This window comes from Ruegeria sp. CK1 (assembly GCF_056536545.1).
Genome location: NZ_JBQFPX010000003.1, coordinates 384,277 through 404,717, shown reverse-complemented (window position 1 = coordinate 404,717; position 20,441 = coordinate 384,277). Strand labels below are relative to the sequence as shown.

The 20,441-nt window shown below is 54.7% G+C and carries 19 protein-coding genes; 14 read left to right on the top strand and 5 right to left on the bottom strand.

Annotation, left to right across the window (positions count from 1 at the left end; genetic code table 11):
- Positions 1-78 precede the first annotated feature (78 nt).
- From ACR0L3_RS10980 to ACR0L3_RS10945, 8 genes are all read left to right on the top strand, one after another.
- Positions 79-561, top strand: coding sequence for an MSMEG_0572/Sll0783 family nitrogen starvation response protein (locus tag ACR0L3_RS10980; RefSeq protein ID WP_480745757.1), 483 nt, complete (start codon positions 79-81; stop codon positions 559-561).
- 110 nt (positions 562-671) lie between these two features.
- Positions 672-1,652: a Nit6803 family nitrilase gene (locus ACR0L3_RS10975; protein ID WP_480745756.1), complete on the top strand. Its 981-nt coding sequence runs from the start codon at positions 672-674 to the stop codon at positions 1,650-1,652.
- Positions 1,645-2,745 carry an MSMEG_0568 family radical SAM protein gene (locus ACR0L3_RS10970; protein ID WP_480745755.1) on the top strand — a complete coding sequence of 367 codons (1,101 nt, stop codon included), beginning with the start codon at positions 1,645-1,647 and terminating at the stop codon, positions 2,743-2,745. Before ACR0L3_RS10975 ends, ACR0L3_RS10970 begins: the two co-directional genes overlap by 8 nt.
- The gene (locus ACR0L3_RS10965; protein WP_480745754.1) at positions 2,742-3,290 is read left to right on the top strand and encodes an MSMEG_0567/Sll0786 family nitrogen starvation N-acetyltransferase; all 549 of its coding nucleotides are present in this window, start codon (positions 2,742-2,744) and stop codon (positions 3,288-3,290) included. The genes ACR0L3_RS10970 and ACR0L3_RS10965 overlap by 4 nt, the downstream gene beginning before the upstream one ends.
- Positions 3,290-4,273 (top strand): sll0787 family AIR synthase-like protein, encoded by a 984-nt coding sequence (locus tag ACR0L3_RS10960; protein ID WP_480745753.1) that lies wholly within the window; start codon positions 3,290-3,292, stop codon positions 4,271-4,273. The genes ACR0L3_RS10965 and ACR0L3_RS10960 overlap by 1 nt, the downstream gene beginning before the upstream one ends.
- Complete coding sequence (locus ACR0L3_RS10955) at positions 4,266-4,544, top strand: MSMEG_0570 family nitrogen starvation response protein (RefSeq protein ID WP_480745752.1); 279 nt, start codon at positions 4,266-4,268, stop codon at positions 4,542-4,544. Before ACR0L3_RS10960 ends, ACR0L3_RS10955 begins: the two co-directional genes overlap by 8 nt.
- 11 nt (positions 4,545-4,555) lie before the next feature.
- A complete protein-coding gene (locus ACR0L3_RS10950; protein ID WP_480745751.1) occupies positions 4,556-5,812 on the top strand; it encodes an MSMEG_0569 family flavin-dependent oxidoreductase in 1,257 nt (418 codons plus the stop codon).
- A 59-nt stretch (positions 5,813-5,871) separates the two neighbouring features.
- The gene (locus tag ACR0L3_RS10945; RefSeq protein ID WP_480745750.1) at positions 5,872-6,639 is read left to right on the top strand and encodes a Pnap_2097 family protein; all 768 of its coding nucleotides are present in this window, start codon (positions 5,872-5,874) and stop codon (positions 6,637-6,639) included.
- Between the two features lie 127 nt (positions 6,640-6,766).
- Here the strand turns inward: ACR0L3_RS10945 and ACR0L3_RS10940 are convergent, their stop codons facing one another.
- On the bottom strand, positions 6,767-7,543 hold the full coding sequence (locus tag ACR0L3_RS10940; protein ID WP_480745749.1) for a FadR/GntR family transcriptional regulator: 777 nt from the start codon (positions 7,541-7,543) through the stop codon (positions 6,767-6,769).
- Positions 7,544-7,877: 334 nt separating this feature from the next.
- Here ACR0L3_RS10940 and ACR0L3_RS10935 point away from each other — a divergent pair, with 334 nt between their 5' ends.
- From ACR0L3_RS10935 to dld, 4 genes are all read left to right on the top strand, one after another.
- The gene (locus ACR0L3_RS10935; protein ID WP_480745748.1) at positions 7,878-8,927 is read left to right on the top strand and encodes a TRAP transporter substrate-binding protein; all 1,050 of its coding nucleotides are present in this window, start codon (positions 7,878-7,880) and stop codon (positions 8,925-8,927) included.
- A gap of 114 nt (positions 8,928-9,041) precedes the next feature.
- Positions 9,042-11,105, top strand: a complete 2,064-nt coding sequence (locus ACR0L3_RS10930) for a TRAP transporter large permease subunit (protein ID WP_480745747.1) — start codon at positions 9,042-9,044, stop codon at positions 11,103-11,105.
- A 12-nt stretch (positions 11,106-11,117) separates the two neighbouring features.
- Positions 11,118-12,269 (top strand): alpha-hydroxy acid oxidase, encoded by a 1,152-nt coding sequence (locus tag ACR0L3_RS10925; protein WP_480745746.1) that lies wholly within the window; start codon positions 11,118-11,120, stop codon positions 12,267-12,269.
- A gap of 19 nt (positions 12,270-12,288) precedes the next feature.
- The gene (gene dld / locus ACR0L3_RS10920) at positions 12,289-13,983 is read left to right on the top strand and encodes a D-lactate dehydrogenase (protein ID WP_480745745.1); all 1,695 of its coding nucleotides are present in this window, start codon (positions 12,289-12,291) and stop codon (positions 13,981-13,983) included.
- 112 nt (positions 13,984-14,095) lie between these two features.
- On the opposite strand, the gene ACR0L3_RS10915 is transcribed toward dld, so the two are convergent.
- The 4 genes from ACR0L3_RS10915 to ACR0L3_RS10900 all read right to left on the bottom strand — a co-directional run bounded on the left by ACR0L3_RS10915 (position 14,096) and on the right by ACR0L3_RS10900 (position 17,456).
- Positions 14,096-14,671 carry a TetR/AcrR family transcriptional regulator gene (locus ACR0L3_RS10915; RefSeq protein WP_480745744.1) on the bottom strand — a complete coding sequence of 192 codons (576 nt, stop codon included), beginning with the start codon at positions 14,669-14,671 and terminating at the stop codon, positions 14,096-14,098.
- A 4-nt stretch (positions 14,672-14,675) separates the two neighbouring features.
- Entirely contained in the window at positions 14,676-15,737 is a 1,062-nt protein-coding gene (locus ACR0L3_RS10910; RefSeq protein WP_480745743.1) for a flavin monoamine oxidase family protein, read from the bottom strand.
- A 20-nt stretch (positions 15,738-15,757) separates the two neighbouring features.
- Positions 15,758-16,426 (bottom strand): cupin domain-containing protein, encoded by a 669-nt coding sequence (locus tag ACR0L3_RS10905; protein WP_480745742.1) that lies wholly within the window; start codon positions 16,424-16,426, stop codon positions 15,758-15,760.
- A 142-nt stretch (positions 16,427-16,568) separates the two neighbouring features.
- The gene (locus tag ACR0L3_RS10900) at positions 16,569-17,456 is read right to left on the bottom strand and encodes a LysR family transcriptional regulator (RefSeq protein WP_480745741.1); all 888 of its coding nucleotides are present in this window, start codon (positions 17,454-17,456) and stop codon (positions 16,569-16,571) included.
- Positions 17,457-17,580: 124 nt separating this feature from the next.
- Between ACR0L3_RS10900 and ACR0L3_RS10895 the strand changes: the two genes are divergently transcribed.
- Together ACR0L3_RS10895 and ACR0L3_RS10890 are read left to right on the top strand one after the other, a co-directional pair.
- Positions 17,581-18,204: a glutathione S-transferase family protein gene (locus ACR0L3_RS10895; protein WP_480745740.1), complete on the top strand. Its 624-nt coding sequence runs from the start codon at positions 17,581-17,583 to the stop codon at positions 18,202-18,204.
- A gap of 73 nt (positions 18,205-18,277) precedes the next feature.
- The gene (locus tag ACR0L3_RS10890; protein WP_480745739.1) at positions 18,278-20,338 is read left to right on the top strand and encodes an FAD-binding oxidoreductase; all 2,061 of its coding nucleotides are present in this window, start codon (positions 18,278-18,280) and stop codon (positions 20,336-20,338) included.
- Positions 20,339-20,441: the final 103 nt, after the last annotated feature.

The window sequence follows — 20,441 nt, the reverse complement described above, 5'->3', positions numbered from 1 at the left end:
ATTGTATGGATGAGTGGCCCGCCCGTCTGGAAGACGTCTAGCTTTGGGCAAGACACATGCGAACGACAGGAGAACGCAATGCCCGCAGTTACGACCCCAGCCCATAAGGACGGCGATTTTTTTGTAGATTACGACGAAAAGGTCTTCGAAGACGTCCAGGCGGAAGAAGGCCAAAAAGCCCTCGTTACTTTTCACACCGTGGCCTTCGAAGGATCGATTGGTTTGGTCAACATCCTTCAGGCAATCCGTTTGCAACGCAAAGGATTTGAAACCTCGATCCTTCTGTATGGTCCGGGTGTATCGCTTGGTGTTCAACGTGGCTTTCCGACACTAGGAGACGAAGCATTCCCGGGCGCGCAAAACTACGCGGCGAATTTGAAAAAATTTATGAATGAAGGCGGCAAAGTCTATGCCTGCCGGTTTGCGCTGCAGATGCTGATGGGGCATGGCGAGCCGTCGCTGTTGCCAGGTATCAAACCTATCGCACCGCAAGACGTTTTGGATCTAAAGCTGCTGCACATTCGGGACGACGCGGTAATCGTCGACACTTGGACCATGTAAGTCGCAGACGCCGGAACGGCAACGAAGTCGTTCCGGTCCGTTCAGTCCTTTTCACTCTCCCCCCTTCGGGCGGCAACGGCGTCGCCCATTCCTTAGCAAAGGTTGATCTTATGAATGATCAAATCGTCCGTGCTGCCGCTGTTCAGATTGCACCGGATTTGACCAGTAAAGCAGGCACCATCGAGCGCGTCTTGAACGCGATCGCCGATGCTGCAGAAAAAGGCGCTGAACTGATTGTCTTCCCCGAGACCTTTGTTCCTTATTACCCCTATTTTTCGTTTGTTCTTCCGCCTATTCAACAGGGCCCCGAACATCTGCGTCTATATGAAGAGGCGGTGGTTGTGCCGTCAGCAGAAACGCAGGCCGTATCGGAAGCTGCGCGTAAACGCGGTGTTGTTGTTGTTCTCGGCGTGAATGAGCGAGATAATGGGTCGCTTTTCAACACCCAACTGATCTTTGACGCCGACGGTTCCTTGGCGCTTAAACGTCGCAAGATCACACCGACTTATCATGAACGAATGATATGGGGGCAGGGCGATGGGGCAGGCCTAAAGGTCGTCGAGACCAAAGTTGGCCGTGTTGGCGCACTGGCCTGTTGGGAGCACTATAATCCTCTGGCGCGATATGCGCTTATGTCCCAACACGAAGAAATCCATGTGGGCCATTTCCCTGGCAGCCTTGTTGGCCCGGTTTTTGCCGAACAAATCGAAGTCACCATGCGGCATCACGCTCTGGAGGCCGGGGCGTTCGTCGTGAACTCGACTGGTTGGCTGACCGAAGAGCAAATCGCCAGCGTTTCCGAAGATCCAAAACTGCAGAAAGGTCTGCGCGACGGTTGCATGACCTGTATCATTTCGCCCGAAGGTCGCCATGTCGTGCCGCCTTTGACCGAAGGTGAAGGCATCCTAATCGCCGACCTCGACATGAAATTGGTGACCAAGCGAAAGAGGATGATGGACAGCGTCGGGCATTACGCACGCCCTGAACTGCTGCATCTCGTGCATGACGCACGGCCTGCGCAGACCGTACGCCGCATCGAAGACACCCAAGATCTTGTGATGGCCGCAGAAGTGGAGGTTGAAGATGTCTGAAGCTGAACTGATCAATGAATTGCAAACCCATGGCATGCGGCTTGTGGACCCCACGGCCGGTATGGAAAGCCGCAGGGGCGGTGCGGGTCCAACGGACCACAAGGCGGTCACCTTCGGCGACACAACCGTGATGGTTCCCGTACACACCGCTCCGGCCTTTGACAGCCCTTACCTTGTTCAAGCACCTGACAGCGAAGGTATGGCAGAGGTTACAAAACGCGGAGTGTCGCTGGGAAAAGTGAGGTTTCCGTCACGCCCTAAATTCTATGATTTGAAGACCGCAGATGGTGTCGAATACAGCAAGATCGCGACACTGCATTCTAAGGACGTTTTAGCCACAACGGTTTTGCAGACTTGCATCCGATATGAAAGCCGAAAGAAAACCTGCCAATTCTGTTCGATTGGCCAGTCGCTGGCAGCGGGCCGAACGATTGCACATAAAACGCCTGCGCAGCTTGCGGAGGTTGCCAAAGCAGCCGTTGAGCTGGACGGTGTGAAACACATGGTGATGACCACCGGAACCCCGGCAGGTAAGGATCGCGGTGCGTTGGTCATGACAGAAAGCGCAGCGGCGGTCAAAGCAGCGGTTGATCTTCCCATTCAAGGCCAATGTGAACCCCCCGAGGACGACATCTGGCACGAACACATGTTCAATGCCGGTATCGATAATCTGGGGATGCATCTGGAAGCGGTTACGCCAGAAGTCCGCCAGCGTATCATGCCCGGTAAAGCTCAGGTGAGCCTGGAGAAGTATTTCGACAGCTTCAAAGCTGCCGTGAAGGTATTTGGTCGCGGTCAGGTTTCAACCTACATCCTCGCTGGTCTGGGCGACACGCCCGAAGCGATTTTGAAAACCTCTCAAGAGCTTTGCAAAATCGGGGTCTATCCCTTTGTCGTTCCGTTCGTGCCGGTTTCCGGTACACCCTTGGAAAGCCATCCGGCGCCAACCTCTGATTTCATGGCGAGCATATTAAAGCCGTTGTCGCGCATGATCCTGCGCGCTGGCATGAGCGCGGAATCCGCCAAGGCGGGATGCGCAAAATGCGGCGCATGCTCGGCACTGTCAGTCTATGAAAAGTTGAGGGTGTCATGAGCTTTCAAAATGCCCGCGGTTTTTTATCACCCGACTTTATCATTCGTGCCGCTGCCCAACCATGGGAACTAAAGGCAGTGCAGGAGCTGCGTCATCAGGTGTTTGTTGAAGAGCAAGAAATATTTGAACACCACGACCGTGACGCAATTGATGATATCGCCATGCCTTTGGTCGCCATCAGTACTATTGCAAGCGAAGCCGATCAGGTCGTTGGCACCGTCCGAATTCACGAAGAAAGCCCACGTATTTGGCGAGGTTCGCGGCTGGCCGTTGCGCCTAGCCATCGCCGCGTAGGACGACTTGGCGCAGAGCTGATCCAACTGGCCGTGTGTTCGGCTCATGGTCGCGGCTGTGATCGTTTTCTTGCGCAAGTGCAGATGCAGAACGTGACACTGTTCAAGCGTTTGCATTGGGCACCGTTAAGAGAAATCGAAGTCCACGGAGTACCGCACATGGAGATGGAGGCCGATCTGGCGTCTTACCCTCCGATTCCTGATCCATTTGCCGGTTGGAAAGCTCTAACGCCGCGCAAGAGGCGGTTGTGATGAAACCTCATTACTCACTAGGACAAATGGTGCGCGGACTGCGCGATCATCCTTCGATCCGCGGCAAGTTGGATATTGCAAAAAGCACCTCAACTTTGGGGTTGACCTCGGCAAGCGAGGGTCAACCCGGCGACGATTGCGCGGTTTTACCAGCTCAGGATGGGTTCGATCTTTTTGCGTGTGAGGGTTTTATCAACGCTTTTGTGCAGGCCGATCCTTGGTTTGCTGGCTGGTGCGGTGTGATGGTGAATATCTCGGATATCCTGTCGATGGGCGGGCGGCCGCGTTGCGTCACCAATGCGATCTGGGCCCCAAGTGCGGATCGGGCTCAACCTGTTTTGGCTGGCATGAAGGCCGCCGCACAGGCTTACGGGGTTCCGGTCGTAGGTGGGCACACTAACCTCAACACAAATGAACTGCAGCTGTCCGTTTCGATTCTTGGCCATGCCAAACGCGTAATTTCCAGTTTCGATGCGACCCCCGGCGATGTTCTGATTTGCGCGATTGACCTGCGCGGCAGCTATCGCGAGCCTTTTGATAATTGGAACGCCGCCCTGACGACGCCGCCAGCGATGTTGCGTGACACCATGAGCATTCTTCCCACCCTCGCAGAAGCTCGACTGGTAACCGCAGGCAAAGACATAAGTCAGGGCGGCATTGCCGGAACAGCACTGATGCTCGCCGAAGCTTCGGGTGTTGCAATCGATATTCAGCTCGAAGCGATACCCAAGCCTGATGGCGTCGACCTTGCGCGTTGGCTTCGCAGCTTCCCAAGTTTTGGCTTTCTTGTGACCACCCGTCCCGAAAATGCCGAGTCCGTGTGTGCAGCCTTCAAAGACAAGGGCATTGCCGCAGCCACATGTGGGGATGTCATCGATGGCAATACAGTAAATCTCACTGGCCGCGATGGCACGGCGCTGTTCTGGGACTACGCGCGAACACCGTATCTGAACCTTACCGAAAAAGAGGCCGCTCATGCCTGAGACCCAATTTACCGTCCGTTGGCCGGACGGACAGTCCGAAGACTGTTATTCGCCTTCGACAGTGATCCGAGACTTTCTGACGGCTGGCGCAACCTATCCGCTGGATGATTTCGTGGCGCGTTGCCGTGTTGGTCTGGAAAAGGCCAGTACACGTGTCGAAGCCAAATTCGGGTTTCGCTGCACGAGTGCTGACGCCCAACTTACCAAAATTGAGCGCAAAGCAAGCGCCTTCACTGAACCTGCAGACGTAACCTGCCTGTCGATTTCCTAAGGAGCCCCCAAATGACCCATCGAAATCATAAATCAGTAGTTGTTGTCGGCGGCGGACAGGCGGGGTTGTCGGTCAGCTACTATCTGACTCAGGAAGGCTTGGATCATGTCGTTTTGGAACGCCACAAGAAATTCCACTCGTGGCGTATCAATCGTTGGGACACATTCTGTCTTGTGACGCCAAACTGGCAATGCCGCCTTCCGAATTTTCCATATCAAGGTAGCGACCCTGAAGGCTTCATGGTGAAAGAGGAAATAACGGGTTACCTAGATGCTTTTGCGGAAACTTTCGATCCGCCTGTCATTGAGAATTGTGAAGTTACAAAAGTCTGCAAACGACCGGGCGGTGGCTATCTGGTTGACAGCAGCCAGGGCAACTTCTCAACCGATCAGGTCGTGATCGCAACCGGTGGCTATGACAATCCGATTGTGCCGCCCTATGCCGACCAATTGGATCCATACATTTTGCAAATGCACTCAGTCGATTATCGCAACCCTGAACAAATGCCCGAAGGCGCAACGTTAATTGTCGGTACCGGCCAATCTGGCGTGCAGCTGATGGAAGATATGCATCTGAAGGGCCGCAAGGTGCATCTGGCTGTTGGCCCCGCGCCGCGCTCGCCGCGGATGTATCGCGGGCGCGATGCAACCGACTGGATGTACGAGATGGGCCACTATCACATGACCATCGATAAACATCCCGACCCCGAGCATGCTATCACCAAAACCAACCACTACATGACGGGGCGTGACGGCGGTCATGAGATCGACCTGCGCAAGTTCGCGCTTGAAGGTGTGTCACTTTATGGGTCCGTCAGTGGTATGGGCGGGAACAAAATTCAGTTCCTGCCTGATCTGGAAGCAAACCTTGATGATGCAGACGAAAGCTATGTCGGTATCCGCAATGCAATTGATGCTTATATCGATAAAGAAAAAATTGATGCCCCAGCGGAACCAGCGTTTGAGAAACTTTGGAGCCCCAGCCAAGAAGTCACTGAAATTGACTGTGACAAAGAAGGAATAACGTCCATCCTTTGGGCCATAGGTTTCCGCCCGGATTACAGCTGGATTGACGTTGACGTTTTTGATGAGCGTGGACGTCCAGCTTATAAGCGTGGGGTCTGCGAAGAAGACGGATTTTATTTCGTAGGGCTGGGATGGCTCAACACTTGGGGGTCTGGTCGGTTTTTAGGTGTGGATGAGGATTCTCGTTATCTGGTGGATCAAATCAAGTCGAAAGCAAAAACTGAGTTGCAGGCCGCATCGTGACCCTAGCTTTTGCCCCCCAGGCGACTTCTTTAACATGCTGCGCGTCTATGACTTTGGGCATGGCGCAGCTTGCGCTGCGAGGCATTTCCGAAGATTGGTGGCTGAAGCACTTGGGTGACGTACATTGGCAACTGATCGCCCAAGCGGTCGGACAAAATACAACTGTCTTCCGCGATAAGCATGGCAGACATTTGTATGCCGCATTTTGTGCCACCGAGTTTGAGCAAGCCCGCCCGGATTTAGTGGGTTTAGGTGAAAATATCGAAGTACTCTCAGAGCTTTGGTCTGCTGGGCGCAGCCGCATCCAGTCCAATCACAGATTGATGGCCAAAGGCGTTGAAATTGCCAGCTTCAAATTAATCTCGACCTTTGTCACTCATACAAAGGCGGGCGTTAACGCAAGTGTAAGACGCGCGACGCCTTATCTGATCCCGGTCCTTGATCCTGCTCCGGACAACTTCGGGGCACAGACGTCAGCGTTGGCGAAAGCCCAAAGGGTTCAAAGCTGCGATAACCTAAACCAGGGGGTAGGCTACACGCCTCTTGGATGTGATTTCAATGCTGTGGGTCTTTTGTACTTCCCAAGTTTCACACGATTTTTCGAACAAACTGAGAGTTTGTCCAAAAAGTCTGGTCGCTGGTCGCCTGTGGCGCGCCGTATGATCGTGTACCTTGCGAATATAGAAGTGAATGACCCGGTGATTGGTGTTCCTGCAGGTAAAGACATTGGGAAATTCAATTTATGGAAAGGCGGCATTAACAAAAGCGATCAACAAAAACTGGCTCATTGCTTGGTTTCTAGATGGGAAAATGCCTGGGCCAAATAACCTTTAAAAAGTTGGGTCTATTGCGCTTGGAAAAGACTAGTCTTCGCGGGCTATGCCACTTGTTACTAGCATAGCTTTTGCAGCGGGAATTCGTGCCCAATGCGCCCCTGCAACACCGCTTATCGAGCTACCGCTCAGATAAAAGTCTTCGTTTTTCAGCCATTGCCTCGCGCCGGCTGCGTTCGATCCCCAATCTGAAAGACTCTTCTACAAAGTCGATATGTTCCTTGGCCGCTTTGACGGCGCGTTCTTCGTCTCCATCGATAACCGCATGTCCAAGTTCCAGGTGCTGAGCCAAAAGACGCTCCCCTGTACCGTCTATCGTTTTCAGGAAGTCACGATTGTAGAACACTCCCCGTCGCGTGAGTTCGTAAATCGAGGCCATAATATGGATTAAGGTCGCGTTCTGACTGGCATCTACTATCGCAGAATGAAGCGCAAAATCTGCCTCTTGTGAGGCTTTCGTATCATTCTCTTTCCAAGCGCGTTCGTTTTCAGCCAATATTTCAGCGATCCGCTCTCTATCTGCGGTGGTCGCACGCCGCGCGGCAAGGCGGGCTGCAAAACTTTCCTGTTCCCGTCTGTATTCCAGATAATCGAAGAAAGCGGGCTCGTGTCTTTCATACAGCGCAAGCAGTGCGGGCATCATGGCTTGGCCCGTCAGCGCAGCAACGAAAGTGCCCTCGCCATGTTGGGTGGTCACCAACCCCCGCTCTTCAAGAACGGCTAGAGCCTCGCGCAGTTTCGGGCGTGACACGCGCAACATTTCGGCAAGATCACGTTCGGACGGAAGCTTGCGCCCCTGTTTCAGAATGCCCGACGCAATCAGATCCTCGATCTGCGCCACTACAGCCTCAGCCAGCGATTCGTGTCCAACCGGTTCAAAAATCGCTGTAGGGCTCATGAGCTTTACCTCTGTATCGAAGGGTGTCGGAACCTAGTGGTAAATAAATAAAACCATTTTGGCACAAATTTCAAGCCAGTGTTAGCGTGAGGGAATGAAAATCTAACACTCAGTAATTTAATCATAATTGTCCAGTTTACAGATATTTCGTCGGAAAAACTATGTGCTCATGGGGTCGAAAAAGTGTGAAATTAGAAAACAGAACGCAGACCAGTGGTAAATAAAATTGTTGACTGGAATAAACTGGTAAAGTTAGTTTACCACCGGAGGGGCGCTGGAAGAGCCTGCGCCGCTGATTGGGGTAGATGCCCCAACCAACCCTGGAGGAGAATTCATGAAAAAGACTCTGACGAGCCTGGCAGTGGCCGCCAGCCTGCTGGCTGTACCTGCGGTTGCCGCTGACAAGTTGCTGCTGAAAACCCCTATCGCTTTCTCGACAGAGCTGCCGGGTCTAGGCTCGCCGATCCCGCGCGTGGCTGAACAGCTGGACGTTATGTCGGGCGGCACGCTGAAAATGAAGGTGTATGAGCCGGGTAAACTGGTTCCGCCGTTTGAAATTCTGGACGCTGTCTCTACCGGTAAGATCAACTCTGGATATACCACCGCAGGATACTGGGCGGGTAAAATCCCGGCCGCGCCATTGTTTTCAGCCGTTCCCTTTGGTCCCGAAGCGGGCGAATACATGGCGTGGTTGTACTATGGCAACGGCATGAGCCTGTACCAAGAGATGTATGATCAGGCGGGCTTTAACGTCCATGTTCTGCCCTGCGCCATCATTGCCCCAGAGACCTCGGGTTGGTTCGCATCCGAGATCAACTCACCCGAAGACCTGAATGGCCTAAAGATGCGTTTCTTTGGGCTTGGCGGTAAAGTGATGCAGAAACTGGGTGTTGCAACTTCGCTGTTGCCGGGCGGTGAAATCTTCCCCGCACTGGAAAAAGGCGCCATCGACGCGACCGAATTCTCGATGCCCGCCATCGATGCGCGTCTGGGCTTTCACAAACTAGTGAAATACAACTATTTCCCCGGTTGGCACCAACAAGCCACTGTTTTCGAGCTGCTGATCAACAAGGATGTCTGGAACGAATCCAGCGACCAGCACAAAGCGATCATCGAAAGCGCCTGTAAAGCTTCGATGGCGGACAGCTTTGCCGAAGGTGAGGCCATCCAGCACGCTGCGCTACAGGACAACGTCGAAAACAATGGCGTCACCATCAAGCAGTGGTCGCCCGAGATGTTGGATACCTTCCGCGCGACCTGGGAAGAGGTTGCTGCTGAAGAAGCTGCAAGTGACGCTTTCTTTGCACAAGTACTGGCCGACATGAACGAGTTCCGTGACGGCTACGACCTTTGGAAGACAAACGCCTTCCTCCCTCGTCAGTAACCTCCTGGCTGACGATACCGGGGCGGCTTAACCCGCCGCTCCGGTTAACTTTTTCACTTCGGAATTTCTAACCAATCACTGACCGCTAGCCGGGCTGCTGAGCGAGGAATGACCATGGCAAATCAAACGAACTTAAACGATCCGGTAGAAGCCTATGAGGGCATCCTGGAGCACCCCGAGACTGACCGTCAGAAAATCGCCGTCGCCATCGACTCCAGCGTAAAGGCCGTCGGTCAAGTGGTCATGTGGGCAAACGTTTTGTTGATGGGGGCGATTTTCGCTCAGGTGTCGCTGCGCTACCTGTTCAGCCAGAACTATCCTAAACTGGATGAGATCCAGTGGCACGTCTACGGCATCGTCACGATGATCGGCATTTCCTATGCCTTGATCACCGACAGCCACGTGCGCGTTGATGTCCTGCATATGCAATTGTCGCGTCGGGCGCAGCGGATCATCGAGGTGATCGGCATTCTGACCCTGCTGACGCCGTTCATCTACCTGATGGTCGATCAGGGGTACGATTATTTCTACGAAAGCTTCCGGGTCAATGAACGTTCGGACAGTCCCACGGGTCTGCCGGCACGCTGGGCTTTCAAGGCCGTTATTCCGATCAGTTTCATCCTGTTGGCGTTGGCGGCGTTGGCGCGCCTGATCCATGACGGTCACGCACTGCTTTACGGACCGGCGTCCGAGCGCGAAGGCGCATCGCTGCGCCGTATCTTGCTGGTGCTCGCTGTTTTTGCCGCCGTCTGTGTAGGTCTGACCTTCCTCGTAGAAACGACCGAGGAAAAGCTGGTCATCGCGATGTTCCTGACCTTCATCGCGCTGCTGTTTACCGGCTATCCGGTGGCGTGGGTGCTGGCCGGTGTGGGCGTCGCCTATTGCGGTCTTGCTTACCTGTTCGACAACGATCTGATGCTGTGGACAGGGCTTGAAAGCACCTTTACCGGGCTTGATTATCTGACCCTCGGTGCCGTGGTGAACCGGGTCTATGCGACCATGTCCAACGCGGTTCTGGTGGCGCTACCGATGTTCATCTTCATGGGTCTGATGTTGGACGAATCCGGTGTGGCCGAGCGTCTGATGTCCTCGATGCAGCGCCTGTTTGGTACGGTACGCGGCGGTCTGGCCATCACCGTGACTTTGATCGGGATCATTCTGGCGGCCTCGACTGGCATTATCGGCGCATCCGTTGTGCTGTTAGGCGTTCTGTCGCTGCCATCGATGATGCAACAGAAATATCAGCCGACGTTGGCGGCTGGTGTGGTCTCAGCCTCGGGGACGCTGGGCATCCTGATCCCGCCGTCGATCATGCTGGTGATCATGGCCGACCAGATGGCTCTGTCTGTCGGTGATCTGTTCATGGCCGCCGTCTTCCCCGGTGTGATTATCGGTGGTCTGTATCTGACCTACATCTTCCTCCTTGCGCTGGTGAAACGTGATGCGGCCCCGGTTCCTGAAGGCGCGAAAGCCCCTGACTGGGCCGCTGTGAAAGACGTTCTAATCGCCGTCATCCCGACGCTGATGCTGATCCTCGCTGTGCTGGGCTCGATTTTCGCGGGCCTGACGACGCCGACCGAAGCCTCGGGTATTGGTGCACTGGGCGCGACGCTGCTGGCGTTGGGTTATCGCAAGCTGACTTTGACTAAGTTGTGGAACGTGTTGGTGTCGACCTTCAACACTACTGCATACATCTTCGCTATCTTCCTGGGCGCGACCGTGTTCTCTTACGTCCTACGGGAACTGGGCGGTGACGAGTTGATCGAGCATGTAGTCCAGTCCACCGGCTTTAGTGCCAACGGTACGATCCTGTTCATCCTCTTCATTGTCTTCCTGCTTGGCTTTGTGCTGGACTGGATCGAGATCACACTGATCGTACTGCCCCTGATGCGCCCCATCGTGAATGGTTTGGGCATAGACATCCCAGGCTTTGGCGTTCTGGATGAACCGGCGCTGGTGTGGTTCGTGATCCTTGTTGCCGTGACGCTGCAAACCAGCTTCTTGACACCGCCCGTTGGTTTCGCGCTGTTCTACTTAAAGGGCGTCTGCCCTCCCGAGATAAAGCTGACGCACATCTACAAAGGTATCATCCCGTTCGTGTTGCTTCAGCTGACTGGTCTCGCGCTGGTCTTCCTGTGGCCGACCCTTGCCACGTGGTTGCCGTCGGTCGCCTATTAAGGAGCTGTCCCAATGCGTCTTAGCCAATGCCATAACTTCCACGATTTCCGGCGGCTGGCCAAACAGCGGCTGCCGGGGCCGATCTTTAACTATATCGACGGCGGCGCGGATGATGAGGTGACGTATCGGGAAAATACCAACGCATTCGACCGATGTGACCTGCTGCCCTCGGTCCTGCGTGGAGTGTCGGACGTGGACATGTCCGTCACCGTGATGCGGCAGAAGCTAGACATGCCGGTTTATTGCTCTCCCACCGCCTTGCAACGGTTGTTCCACCATCAAGGGGAACGCGCGGTAGCGGCGGCGGCCGAGAAATACGGCACCATGTTCGGCGTGTCCTCGCTGGGTACCGTATCGCTGGAAGAGCTGCGGCAAAAGCACAAGAACCCTCAAGTCTATCAGTTCTATTTCCATAAGGACCGCGGTCTGAACGCCGCCATGATGCAGCGTGCCAAAGAGGCTGGTGTCGAGGTCATGATGCTGACCGTCGACAGCATCACTGGCGGCAATCGCGAGCGTGACCTGCGCACCGGGTTTTCAATCCCGTTTCGGCTGACACTGGGCGGCATGATCCAGTTTGCAATCAAGCCGATGTGGGGGATCAACTATGTCACCCATGAGAAATTCCGCCTGCCTCAGCTCGAAGAGCACGTTGATATGGGCGGCGGTGCCAGCTCGATTGGTGGGTATTTCACCGACATGCTGGACCCGTCGATGAATTGGGATGATGTGGCGCAAATGGTGCGGGACTGGGATGGACAGTTTTGCCTCAAGGGCGTCATGACCGTCGAAGATGCCAAGCGCGCCGCCGAGATCGGCTGCACCGGCATCATCCTGTCGAACCACGGTGGCCGCCAACTGGACGGCTCGCGAACGCCCTTCGATCAATTGGCTGAGGTTGTCGATGCGGTGGGCGATAAGCTGGACGTGATGATGGACAGTGGGGTTCAGCGCGGCACTCATGTGCTGAAAGCGCTGTCGCTGGGTGCCAAGGCGGTGGGTGTTGGACGGCACTACCTTTATCCGCTGGCTGCCGCAGGGCAGGCGGGGGTAGAGCGCGCCTTGGGCCTGATGCGGGCCGAAATCGAACGCGACATGAAGCTGATGGGTGTCACCAGCGTTGACCAATTAAGCCGCAAGAATATCCGCTTCCGCAGCGCTTGAACCCGAGACGAGGGCCGCCATGACAAATGACGAGTTAATCAAACATTTCCGCTCTATCGTCGGATCGCGCCACGTTCTGACCGGCGAGCGCGCGACTGAGCGCTTTCGGCGTGGTTTCCGCTCGGGCGAGGGCGAGGCGCTGTGTGTGATTCAGCCAGGAACGTTGCTAGAGCAGTGGAAAGTCCTGCAAGCCTGCGTTGCGGCCGACAAGATCGTCATCATGCAAGCCGCCAATACAGGGCTAACCGAGGGCTCGACTCCTTCGGGCAGTTACGACCGCGATGTGGTGTTGATCAATACCCGCCGAATGGACACTCTGGTGCCGCTGAACAACGGCGAACAGATTGTTAGTTTTCCGGGTGCCACGCTCTTTGCATTGGAAAAACTGCTGGCCCCATTGGGGCGCGAGCCGCATTCGGTAGTTGGCTCGTCCTGCATCGGGGCGTCCATTGTGGGTGGCGTCTGCAACAATTCTGGCGGGTCGTTGGTAGAACGGGGTCCAGTTTATACTGAGCTATCAGTCTACGCACAGATCAACGAACAGGGCGAGTTGGTACTGGTCAACCATCTGGGCATCGATCTGGGCGACACGCCTGAGGAAGTACTGGCAAGCCTCGACGCTGGTGAGTTCGACCGCAATCCAGGAGCGACGAATAAGCGCGCTTCGGCCAGCGATTATGCGCAGATCGTGCGCGATGTGGATGCCGAAACTCCAGCGCGGTTCAACGCGGACAAAGGTAAGTTGTTCGAATCCGCCGGGTCAGCAGGCAAGCTGGCTGTCTTCGCCGTACGCCTCGACACCTTCCCCAAGAATGAGGCCGAAAAGGTGTTCTATATCGGCACCAACGATCCCGGTGATCTGGCGGCTCTGCGCCGACATATCCTGTCCGAGTTCAATTCCCTGCCGGTCTCAGCCGAATACATGCAGCGCGATGTGTTCGACATCACTGCGAAATACGGCAAGGACACAGTCGTCATGATCGACAAGCTGGGCACGGACCGCTTGCCGTTTTTCTTTGCCATGAAAGGTGCAGTAGACGCGCGACTGCGGCGGGTTCCGTTTCTTAGCAATTTCACCGATCGTTTCATGCAGTTGGCCGTGTCTTTGTGGCCTCGTGTGCTTCCAAAACGCATGACTCTGTTTCGGGACAAGTACGAACACCACTTGATCCTGAAGATGAAAAATGAAGGCATTGCTGAGACCGCTACTTGGCTGCCTGAATTCCTGAAAGATCGAGAAGCAGATTTCTTTGAGTGCGACGCCCGCGAGGCCAAAATCGCCGGTCTGCACCGCTTTGCCGCTGCCGGTGCCGCCGTGCGCTATATGGCGATCCACGCCGATGAGGTAGAGGACATCATTGCGTTGGACGTGGCCTTGCGGCGCAACGATCAGGACTGGCTGGAAAAACTGCCGCCTGAGATAGAGAACCAATTGGTGCACAAACTATATTACGGCCACTTCATGTGTCACGTGATGCATCAGGACTACGTGGTTAAAAAAGGCGCCGATCCCAAGGCGCTGAAGGCGGCGATGTTAGAGCTGTTCGACAAACGCGGCGCAGAGTATCCGGCAGAGCACAACGTTGGGCATCTGTACAAAGCCAAGCCTGATTTGGCTGCACACTACAAATGCTGCGATCCGACCAACTCGTTCAATCCCGGGATTGGAAAAATGTCAAAGGCGCGGAACTATGGGGATGACCGCGCTGCTTAGCGAGCACTTTATTGAAGTGAGTGCTACGATTGGGTTGGTCGACTGCCTTGTTAGGTCAAGCACACTCGAGGCGAACTGATTTGAAGGGTCGTCCAGCTGTTCAAGGAACAGGTCAAGTTGACTGTTGGCAACGTAAATTCAAAAGGCCAACTGCATCGTCGAAAGGTCGTAAATTTTCTGCGGCCCGCGCGGTCAGATGTGCGCCTTCCAATAACGCCAAAGCAGCGTGGGCTTCAACCTTAGGGACGGTTACGCGTTCGATTGTCTTATCCTGCAGCCCCAACTGGAACATAGCTTCGATCCGGTTGGTCATCATCGCGTGAAAAGCTTCGATCTTTTTGAGCACTTCAGCTGATAGACTTTCGCGACTGCTGATCAGCGCAACGCACAAGCAAAGCGTTTTGCCGTTATTCAATGCATCACGATAAAGCTTGATCAGGGCCTGCAGGCGCTCGGCCCCTGTGTCATACAGGGTTTCGAACGTCCTGCATTCGTTTTCAAGCGTGGTATGGTACCTATCCATCAGGGCAGCAGACAGCGCTGCTTTGGTCGGAAAGTGATAGTGAATGGACGCCTTTCGAATACCCACGGATTCTGCCAGATCTGCGTAGCTGAATCCGTCGAAACCACGCGCGCGGGCCGCATATTCGGCAACATCTAACAAAGCGGTTTTGGTGTCACGCTTCATATGTTCAAACCTTTTCTGTTTCGATCAGCGCCAAAGCACTTTCCGCTGCCTCAATTGCACCTTCCAGATAGCCGCCAAACTGAGGCGCAACCTCGGTTCCGGCAAAAATCAACTGGCCTTCCCAAATACGATCCAAGGCACGCGGCAATCCATAGTGCGGGTGTGCGTAAACGGGTCGATGATCGAGCTGTGTAGCGGTGAAGGGCTCAAATGCCCAATCCATGATCCGCAGAGACGTTGGCGCAGCAGCTGCCGGTCCGAAAAGTCGGTTCAGTTGATCCAAAAGTGACTGCTTTAGATGTTCTGCGTCCCTGCGAGCCTGTGGTGGCAGCCCAATGAATCCGAACAGTGCATAAGGGCCCGCTGCGGCAGGTGAAGCATCATGCACCTCAACCATCGGACCAAGACGGCTCATCGCGTCGCCGGACAGACCGGCATCACGCCAGAATGGGCTGTCATAAGTAGCGATAGTTTTGGCTTGACCGGCCATCCAAGTTGGGATTCCAGCCATAGTTTCTTGCGTTGACTGGGGTAGGACAGGTAAGAACGCTATCTGACTGGATACGCGGGGGGGCATAGCCAGCACCACATGCTGCGCCCTGATGGATCGCCCATTCTCAGAGGTGGCGGTAATCCCATTACCATCATGTTTCAAAGAGGTAATTGGCGTGGATAGCAAAATCCGATCCGACTTAATTCTGGCTGCCAATGCGTCGGTGATTGCCGCCATGCCTCCTTCAACGCGATAGGAACCTTGCATCGATGAAAAACCACGTCCCCTTTCGACGCGTCCGGTTTCATCTTCAAAGCTGAGTGCGCCATTGGAATATTGTTCGAACCTTTTTAAGCCCAGCTGATCGATCAAAGCGGCAATGCGTGGCTGTCCTGGCCAGAACCAGGCAGGGCCCAGATCGAAGTAACCGCCTTTAATCTGTTCAGTCAGGATGCGCCCGCCCAAGCGGTCCCGAGCTTCGACCAACAAGAAATCATGGCCGCGGCTTTCCAGCTGCATCGCAAGGCTCAGGCCGGAAAGCCCGGCACCGATGATCAAAACTTTCGTTTCCATCTGCCGCACCCCGAGAAACGTTAAACAGCCGGAGCTTGAGCAAACGGTAAATGGCCGGATTTCATCCAGACTTTAGCACCTTCAGGGCCAGCGGTAGCGGTCAACTTTTGACCCTCTGGCAGGCGCAACCAGCCAGTCGGATTCAGAGTATCGTCCCCGCTTGTGACAGTACCATCTATGACCAGGAGTTCGATGCCGCCCTCTGCGTCGGAGATTAAAGATGCACCAGGGTCAAGATGGCTGTAAGTCACCACTTCCCGCGCGTCGCTGTGCAAAGTTGCCGTTGCCACACCGTTAACCGAGGCAGCTAGTTCGTCGACCATGTTCTTTCGGAACTGGTTTCGGTCCTCCATGTCAAATTGCCAAAGCTTTACGAAGATGGTGCAGCCAGGTTCCGACCCAGGGGTATGCGAGCTCGTCGGCGGATTGCGCACGTAAGTGCCGGCAGGATAATCACCGTGTTCGTCTTGAAAGACGCCATCAAGAACGATGAATTCTTCGCCGCCCGTATGTGTGTGGGCTGAAAAATGGCTGCCTGGCGCGTAGCGTACTATGGTCGTAGCGCGGGCGACTTCTCCGCCTATCCGATCCAACATGCGTCGGTCCACGCCCTTCATCGGTGAGGCCTGCCATTCAAGTTGATCAGAATGAACAACGACGCGGGCGGAAAAGTCTGAATTGAGTTCCATAAGGGGTGTTCCTTTCGACGGCGGTATTTCGATGGCATCACTAATCAGAGGACTGCGCTTAAAGCATCTACCTAGTGGTAGGTAGATGTTTTGGCAATACATGGTTTACCCCGAATTGGTTGCTCACAAGGATGTGAGCACGTCACGACCCGCGAAGTTGTGTTACCAAATGTTCAATTAACGCGCGAATACGTGCGGTTAGATGACGGTTTTGAGGGTAAACTGCATAAAGCCCCAACGAGATCGCCTCTTGCGATTCAAACAACAATTTCAAACGGTCTGAGGCCAAAAATGGTTTTGCTGTGTATAAGGGGATACGTCCGATACCCAGCCCATCCGCAGCCATGTTTGCGACGGCGCGGGGGGAGTTCGCGCGAAAATTGCCTGAAACCGCGACCGAATACGTACCGTCCGACCCTTTGAACGCCCAATGGTCAATATTAGCGCCAGCGGTTTGCAACAGACAGTTATGGGTAGCCAATGCCGCCGGTTCACTTGGGGTTCCATGATGTTCCAAATAGTCGGGCGACACACAGCACACGACCCGCATATCCATGAGTTTGCGCGCAACCAACGTTGAATCTTTCAATGACCCGAACCGAATAGCCAGATCGTAGCCTTCTTCGACCAATGACACGTGATGATCCGAAAGGTGAAGTTCGACCGACACCTTGGGGTGCTGGGTTTGAAATGGCTTTAATAGGTGGATCAATTCAGCTGAGCCATAGCCGGTTGGCGCGGTAATACGGATGCGCCCTGCCAGTTCAGTCTGTCGCTGTTGGACAAGGTTTTCCAGCTCATCGAACTGTTCCAGCAGCGTTAGGCAGCGCTCGTAATAGGATCGCCCGGTCTCGGTCAGGGTTACGCTGCGGGTGGTTCGGTTGAACAATTGTGCGTTCAGACGGTCCTCTAATTGACCGACGTACTTGCTGGCCAGTTTGGTGCTGATGCCGATTTGCCGTGCACCTTCTGTAAACGAGGAATGCGCGGCAACTGCCGCGAATGCACGCATGCCCTGAATAGTATCCATTATCTACGCCACGTTCATAGTAATTCATCATATTGGTATATTATCGCCTATAACAATTCAAATTAAGTCTGTTTCTCAGATGCTGACCCTCAGCCGAACCCCAAATCCGAGAAAGAGCTTTAAGATGTCAAACACGATCCGAATTCACAGTTTTCAGTTATCCGGTCATGCCCACCGAGCTGTACTGTTTGCCAGCTTGGCAGGTATCAAGCACGAAGTCATCGATGTTGACCTTGCCGGTGGTGAGCACAAGCGCGAACCGTTTTTGTTGCTTAACCCATTGGGTCAGGTGCCCGTGTTGGAGGATGGCGATGCGATTATCACCGACAGCAATGCCATACTGGTTTATCTGGCTCGGAAATTCGCGCCGTCTTACTTGCCATCGGACCCGGTTCTTGAGGCCGAGGTGCAGAAATTCTTAACTCTCGCCGCTGGTGAGATCGCCTTTGGCCCAGCCGCAGCTCGCCTTATCACTGTGTTCAACGCGCCTTTTGATACGGACTTTACTCACGCCACTGCGGCCAAAGTCCTAAAAAAGCTAGACGATCATCTCAACGGACGCGACTGGCTAGTTGGTGATGCGCCCACCATCGCCGATGTCGCGATCTACAGCTACACCGCGCATGCCCCTGAAGGTGGTGTGTCGTTGGAGCCCTATGCAAATGTACGCCGCCTGCTGACCAATATTGAGGCATTGAACGGGTTCGTGCCTATGCCCAGCACTGCAGCTGGCCTCAACGCCGCCTGATCAGAACGCGCCCTTGGTCAGTTGCGTTCAGACGCAGCTGACCAGACAACCTATAAGACAGATGAGGTCCACCATGAACGCTCCGGTAACATCACAAAAGTCACCGTTCCACGCAGGTGAGCAGGATATGCAAGCCCGCGTCGGAAAACGCGACAAGGTTGAGGACCTTGGCCGAAACTTTATTCGCCCTTTCATGCCAGACCAGCACCGCAAATTCTTCGGGCAACTTCCCTTCATCGTTGTTGGCAGCGTCAGCTCTGATGGTTGGCCCTGGGCATCAATGATCTCGGGGAGGCCGGGGTTTATTCGGTCACCGAACGACAGACGACTAGACGTTGATGTCCGGCCCCTGTCAGACGATCCCTTGAGTGCGGCTTTGAAACCCGGTGCGCCGATCGGCGTGGTTGGCGTTGAACTGTCCACGCGCCGTCGCAACCGCATGAATGCGAACGTGGGCCAAGTCGAGGACGACAGTTTTTCGCTGGATGTGGTTCAGTCCTTCGGGAATTGCCCGCAATATATCCAGACGCACGAGTTTTCTTTTGTCCGGGACCCCGAGGCCATTATCGAACGCCGACGTAGTGATCGGTTCTTTGAACTGGATTTGCATGCGCGCGAAATGATCGCCGCAGCTAACTCGTTCTATGTAGCAAGTTCGGCAAACACGCCCGACCACACTGGCGTGGACGTCTCGCACCGGGGGGGGCGGTCTGGGTTCGTAAAGGTCGAAGGCAACAGTTTGCTGATACCGGACTTTGCGGGCAACAATTTCTTCAACACGCTGGGCAATTTTCTGGTGAACCCACGCGCGGGCTTGCTGTTCCCGGATTACCAAACAGGTGACGTATTGATGTTGACCGGGACGGTGGAAGTTTTGTCGGAAGATCATCCCGACGTCGCAGGCTTCCAAGGCGCAAGCCGAGGCTGGCGGTTTCATCTGTATCACGGCTTACGCATCTATGATGCGCTACCCTTCCGGGGCGAATTTCGGGAGTATTCGCCCAACAGCCTGATGGCGGATAGCTGGCAAGAGGTTGAGGCGCGACAAAAGGCTGAAGCGTCACGGCGGCAGTGGCGATCAATGCGGGTGACTTCGATAAAGGATGAAAGCAGTACAATCCGCTCCTTTACGTTTGAGCCTGCTGACGGGTTGCCGTTGCCGTCCTTTAAGCCGGGCCAATTCCTTTCGATCCGTGTCAGCCCTGACAGCGAAAAACTGGTGGTGCGAACCTATACGGTTTCCTCCGCGCCCGGTGACCCAAGATATCGTATTTCTGTCAAACGTGAACGCAATGGTACCGTCTCGAACTATCTTCACAATAAGCTGTCCGTCGGGGATCTGGTTGAGGTCAAAGCCCCAAGTGGACAGTTTTATATGGACACAGATGAACCGCGTCCTGCTGTGTTGTTCGCGGGTGGGGTTGGGATCACACCGATGATGTCGATGACCCGTCATGTGCTCAACGATGGAGAGCGCACAGGGTATACACGTCGACTAACTATTTTCCACGCAGCACAGAAGGCCTCACATCGGGCTTTCCACTCCGATCTGCGCCGAGCCGAAGCCACGAGCGCTGGCAATATCCGCTATGTCTCAGTCATTTCCCAGCCAGAGCGTGGTGCGCGCGAAGGTGTGGACTTTGATGTACAGGGCTACGTAACGCCTGAGTTGGTTCAAAAAACGCTTCCGCTGGACGACTATGATTTCTATCTCTGCGGACCGGCGCCCTTTATGCAGTCCGTTTACGACATGCTGCGTGACCTCGGTGTGCGCGACGATCGGATTTTTGCAGAAAGCTTTGGCCCCGCCGCGTTGATACGGCGTTCGGGCGGCCAGGCTACCTCGTTCCAGCCAGGATCAGAGGCAGAAGAGGCAGTGGTTAAATTTGAGGCCAGTGGGAAAGACGTACGGTGGCAAAAGGGCGACCCGACTTTGTTGGAAACCGCAGAGGCGCAGGGTTTGACGCCCTTGTTTTCCTGCCGTTCCGGATCGTGTGGGAGCTGTCTGACACGAAAAACTTCTGGACAAGTCGCGTATCGCACCGAGCCAACAGCGGATCATTCAGAAGACGAAGTGTTGATTTGTTGCGCCGTCCCCGCCGAAGGCACGGAGGTGGTGGTATTGGACATCTGAGGCTCCTCACGCGGGAAGGAGAATGGCCGGGATTGCTAGGTTTTTCACAGAAAGGACTCGAGACATTGTCATGTGCTACGGGTAGAAAGGTCTGAAAGCGCAG